Origin of the sequence: Streptomyces sp. NPDC005728, from assembly GCF_040630895.1 — a bacterium.
Lineage (GTDB): Bacteria > Actinomycetota > Actinomycetes > Streptomycetales > Streptomycetaceae > Streptomyces.
The window spans coordinates 1-4376 of the sequence record NZ_JBEXYL010000232.1 but is presented as its reverse complement, the minus strand read 5'-3'; the positions used below and the strand labels follow the sequence as shown (position 1 = coordinate 4376).

6 protein-coding genes and 2 pseudogenes are annotated in these 4376 nt (G+C 68.7%); 1 reads left to right on the top strand and 7 read right to left on the bottom strand.

The genetic code is table 11. The features are described from left to right. From ABZ471_RS47895 to ABZ471_RS47870, 6 genes and pseudogenes are all read right to left on the bottom strand, one after another. Positions 1–291: pseudogene (locus ABZ471_RS47895) on the bottom strand (hypothetical protein); the annotation flags it as partial. Then, complete coding sequence (locus ABZ471_RS47890; RefSeq protein WP_359075445.1) at positions 291–416, bottom strand: hypothetical protein; 126 nt, start codon at positions 414–416, stop codon at positions 291–293. The pseudogene ABZ471_RS47895 and the gene ABZ471_RS47890, both read right to left, overlap by 1 nt. Positions 417–608: 192 nt before the next feature. After that, positions 609–1088 (bottom strand): DUF6415 family natural product biosynthesis protein, encoded by a 480-nt coding sequence (locus ABZ471_RS47885; RefSeq protein ID WP_359075444.1) that lies wholly within the window; start codon positions 1086–1088, stop codon positions 609–611. Beyond that, a complete protein-coding gene (locus ABZ471_RS47880) occupies positions 1085–1291 on the bottom strand; it encodes a hypothetical protein (RefSeq protein ID WP_359075443.1) in 207 nt (68 codons plus the stop codon). The genes ABZ471_RS47885 and ABZ471_RS47880 overlap by 4 nt, the downstream gene beginning before the upstream one ends. A gap of 384 nt (positions 1292–1675) precedes the next feature. Beyond that, on the bottom strand, positions 1676–2863 hold the full coding sequence (locus ABZ471_RS47875; RefSeq protein ID WP_359075442.1) for a helix-turn-helix transcriptional regulator: 1188 nt from the start codon (positions 2861–2863) through the stop codon (positions 1676–1678). A 99-nt stretch (positions 2864–2962) separates the two neighbouring features. Beyond that, a complete protein-coding gene (locus ABZ471_RS47870; RefSeq protein ID WP_359075441.1) occupies positions 2963–3601 on the bottom strand; it encodes an HAD family hydrolase in 639 nt (212 codons plus the stop codon). A gap of 170 nt (positions 3602–3771) precedes the next feature. Here ABZ471_RS47870 and ABZ471_RS47865 point away from each other — a divergent pair, with 170 nt between their 5' ends. Then, positions 3772–4167, top strand: coding sequence for a DUF6233 domain-containing protein (locus ABZ471_RS47865; RefSeq protein WP_359075446.1), 396 nt, complete (start codon positions 3772–3774; stop codon positions 4165–4167). Between the two features lie 14 nt (positions 4168–4181). Here the strand turns inward: ABZ471_RS47865 and ABZ471_RS47860 are convergent. Beyond that, positions 4182–4376, bottom strand: a pseudogene (locus tag ABZ471_RS47860) (hypothetical protein); the annotation flags it as partial.

Below are 4376 nucleotides of genomic sequence, written 5' to 3'. Positions count from 1 at the left end.
GTGCCGGCGCATGGCCGCCATCCAGCGCGGGTTGACCACCCGGGCCCGGAAGACGCGGTGGGTCTCCTCGCCGAGCGTGCGGGCGTACTGGAACCAGAGTCCCGGCTCTGCCCGCAGGTTCACGGTGACGTGCGTACCCGACGTCATGTCGTACGGCCACATCACCTCCGGCAGGAACGCGGACCGAGGCACTGCCTCGAACGCGTCCATCCAGGCTGCGGTGATGGCTCCACGGGCCAGGAGGGAGCGGCCCAGTTCGGACCGCTCCTCCGACAGATCAGGCAGTTTCATCAGCCGATGACCCTCGGGCCGCCGTCGGGGGACGGGGGCTCCTGCGGGCCGGGCCAGGGTTCGCCCGGCAGGCCGTCGCCTCCCTCGCCCCCACCGCCACCGTGCGTCTGAAGCAGAAGCAGCATTCCGTATCTCCCTTGTGTCCACTCATGGTTGCCTGCCCGGAGTGTTCCGGGAAGGGTGAGGAGACCCGCCCCACCGAGGTCTTCCGGATCCTGCGACGAGGCGGGCGTCACCCGCCACACAGGTGCCGTGCACCGTGTGGCGGGGGCTCATTGGGTGCGGCCCTGACCCGAAGCGGCCGCCATGGGGGTGCGTCAGTGCGGTGTCCGCGCCAGCACCACGGCGAGGACCGGGCTGGTAACGGCCGCCACGTACACGAGCAGACTCGCGATCGCCTTCACGACCGGCTCGCTCGCCGGGGCTTCGCCGCACAGCTTGGCGTAGTGGACGCACAGGGCATTGACCGAGCGGGCGAGCTTCCGCGCCACGGCCACGCGGACGGCCGGTGTGGAGCCGTCTCCGACTCGCAGCTTCCTGTTCGCCTCACCCACGCAGGCGAGCGCGCAGAACCGCGGCGGGCTGTTCTTGGGCAGTCGCCCAGCCTTTGCCTCGACCTCGGGGATCAGCAGCTCCAGGTGGCCGCGTAGCGCAGTGGTGAGGGCGCCCAGTTCTGCGGGGGTCGGCGGAAGCGCTTCGGGGCCGTCGTCCGGCCCGAGCAGCTGCGCTGCGGTGCCGCGCATCATCGCGATGTCCACCAGGCTGGCGCCCTGGCCGTGCTCAACCGTGGTGTTCACGGGCGCACCGCCTGTCCGGCCCGGTGACGGGGGCACGCGCACGGCGGCCATGCGTCGGACTGCTTCAGCTCCATCACCGTCGGGACCAGAACCTTGCCGCGGTCCGCGGTGACCGTGCCGTAGCGGTCCACCTGGTAGACGCGGATGGTCATGTAGGTCAAAGGCTGGCGCTGGTCCGGGGTGGGACCTGTACCGTTCTTCATGTCGACGCTCCCTCGCTGCTATGAGCGTTGGCCACTCCCGGGGCCGTTCGCGCGGCCGCCGGGTCCTGCATGGCGCTTCCCAGGTGTGGGTGCATGGGTGCCACCCCGGGCCGACAGCCGCACTTGCGGATCTGCCAGATGCGGGAGGCAGCGAGAACAATCACGGCGCCCGCCGCTCGCAGGGGCCTGTTCACGGCTCCGCAGTCGAAGCACGCCTCGCCATGAAGGCGAACGATGCTCACTCGACGGTCAACGACCGTGGGAGTAAGCGAGCGTGCTTCCTGCGTCCCGTTCCCATCTGTGGATCCTGCGCGTGTCACAGATGGTGAGGGTGAGGGAGCGTCACAAGTACCCCAGCAAGGGGTACTTGGGGATGCGCGTTTCTCAGGTGGCAGCGCACCATTCAGCGAAAGACGTCAGGGTCTCTGAGTCGGCACGGCGCAGGCGCCTCAGCTTGGAGGCGTCCTCCCGGACCCATGGATGCTCGCGAGTGTGCTGAGGCGCAATCTTCCGGGCGAACTTCAGCGACTCGAACGCGCCGTCGGGCATGCCCGCCCACAGCTGGGCGCGGGCCAGCTCGATGTAGAAACCGGACCGCCTCTCAGCTGGCAGGCTCACCGGAGGCTTCCATTCATGCGACACGTCCAGTGCCGCGCCTACGTGATCGCCTCCGAGGCTGACCGCCACGGACACCTGGTGGATCCGGACGGAGTCGGGGCCGAACGCGGTGCCGTAGTAGACGTCCTCTTTGACAGCTCGGGCGAGTTGCTCGGCCTCGCCGAGGTGCACGGTGGCCGCGTCGGCATCCTTGGCTCGGCCGGCGATGACCGCGGCCCTCATGTGGAGTGACCCGCATGCTGCACGTTCCGCTGCGGTCGAGGGCGCGGGCGCAGCATCAATGGCATGGCGGAGAGCACGCAGGCCTGCGGCATGGGCACGCGCCGCGAAGAAGGTCTCGGTGCGCACGTAGGCCACCGACGCGGCCAGCAGCGGATCCTCGGCCTCGGCGGCGGCCCACCGCATCAGTTCGACCAGGCGGGCGGAAAGGTCGTGCGCTCCCAGCTTGTAGGCAGCCGCATCCGCGGAGCGGTAGGCACTCACCAGCAGCTGCGCCAGCTCGGCACGCTCGGCGCCCGTTGCCGTGTGGAAGGCCCGTGTCAGCTCGGCCAGCAGGTGAGGGAGGTCGCGGACGATGCGCGTGTACTGTGCGCCGAGCCTCCAGTGCACAGCCGTGTCCACTGCGGACCGCAGATCGGTGATCGGCCGCACCGACCCTTCCTCGGGACAGTCGTAGGCAGCGATCGCGGCCGAGAGGGCCGGGAGGGCATCCCGCGCCTGCGAATGGGCGGGGCCGCGGTCGTGGCGTAGGCGTGCCGGATCAACTCCAAGAGCATCGGCAATGGCTTGAAGAGTGTCGTCCGTGACGCCTCTCTCGCCGCGCTCGATCTTGCGGATGGTGCCCAGGGCGACGCAGGCTGCATTGGCCAATTCCTGCTGTGTCATCTTGGGACGGACGACGCTTCGGTAGTAGGCGATCCGCCGCCCCACTCCCCCGTCCGTAATTGCGGGCATACTGACTCCGTTCGGGCATCCACTCCGAACGGTACTCGCATGAGACGCCGCGCGTATCCCAAGCTGCCCCGCCAACTTGGCGGGGCAGCTTTGCTGTTGTCATCCAGCGATGCTGATCAGTTCCATGAGTCCACTGATCCGCCAGTCCGCCGCCGCGATGGTGTCCGGCGCGTCAGCCCAGAGGAACCCCCACGGTCCGCGCCGCAGGTGCGCTGTGCGCAGGCCAGCCGCCTTCGCTGGGTGCACGTCATTGGCGGGATGGTCGCCTACGTAGAGAGTTCGGTCTGCCCGTGCCTCGGCGACCTCGACGACCCGCTGGAAGAACTCCAGCTGGGGCTTGGCCACGCCCCACTCTCCTGATGTGACGATCAGATCTGCAGGCAGGTCGAGCGCGCGCAGCAGCTCACCGGCGCGAGCGGTCTGGTTGCCAGCAATGACCACCCGGACACCAGCTCGGCGGAGCGCGTCGAGGGCAGGGCGCACGTCGTCATACAGGTCGGATTCGTCCAGGTGCTCGCCGCGGCCGGCCGCTTCCCGGGCACGGTATTCGGCAGCGACGTCAATACCTGGACGTACGAGACGGAGGGCCTCAGCGTTGTCCTGGCCTCGGGCGACGACAGCTCCGACAAGGGCAGACAGGGTGTGTCTCGGCACCTCTAGCCAGTCAGCCCAGGTGGCCCAGTAACGGTCGTCCCGGGTGATCGTCTCTCCAACGTCGAACACCATGCTCTCAATCACGCCGGAAGCCTACGTGCCCTCCAGTTTCCGATTAATCGAACACATGATTGAATCGAGCCATGATCCCGGATCGACGCCATGCCTCAGCTGCCGCCTGACCCAACCCGGCTCCGGGCGATCTTGGCGCACCTCGACCGGCAGCTGGCCGCGAACGAGACCGTCGGCACCACCTGCGGCTCCAGCGCGGTGCCGTACAGCAGGCCCTGGCCGGCACCGAGTCGCGGCGGCCGCAGAAACTGAAGCAGCAAGCATCAGAACAGCAGAGCACCGAGCGCCTCCAGCCCCCGGCTCCGGACTGGTACCTCGACCACGGCGCCGGCCGTACCCAGCCGCCGATCGCTGTCCACGCCCGAGGATGCTGGGCCCTCAGCAGCAAGGCGGAAGGTGTCAGCCGGGAAGTGGCGCGGAAGGCGCTGGCGCATGGGGACCGCCGCCTGCCGACCCCGGCCAGCTGGGCGACGCGCACCGCCCCAGCAAACGGCAGCCGAACTTCGCATCCCCACGGAGGGCATCAATCAATGCCTCCGTCCGACGACCGGCACAGACACCAACAGCGGGCAGAGTGAAGCCGGCGCGAATGTCAACCGGTGACAGTGACCCCCACACCAGCCCACACACTTCCACCCGGCTGCCCACCCTGCCCGTCCGCCTGCCGCAACTCCAACGCAGCAGCATGCACCCGAGCCCCCCGATCAGCAGCCGTATCAAGCCGTAACAACACCGCCGGCACCGCAATACTCGCCATCAGATGCCCCTGCAAATCCGACACCCGCTC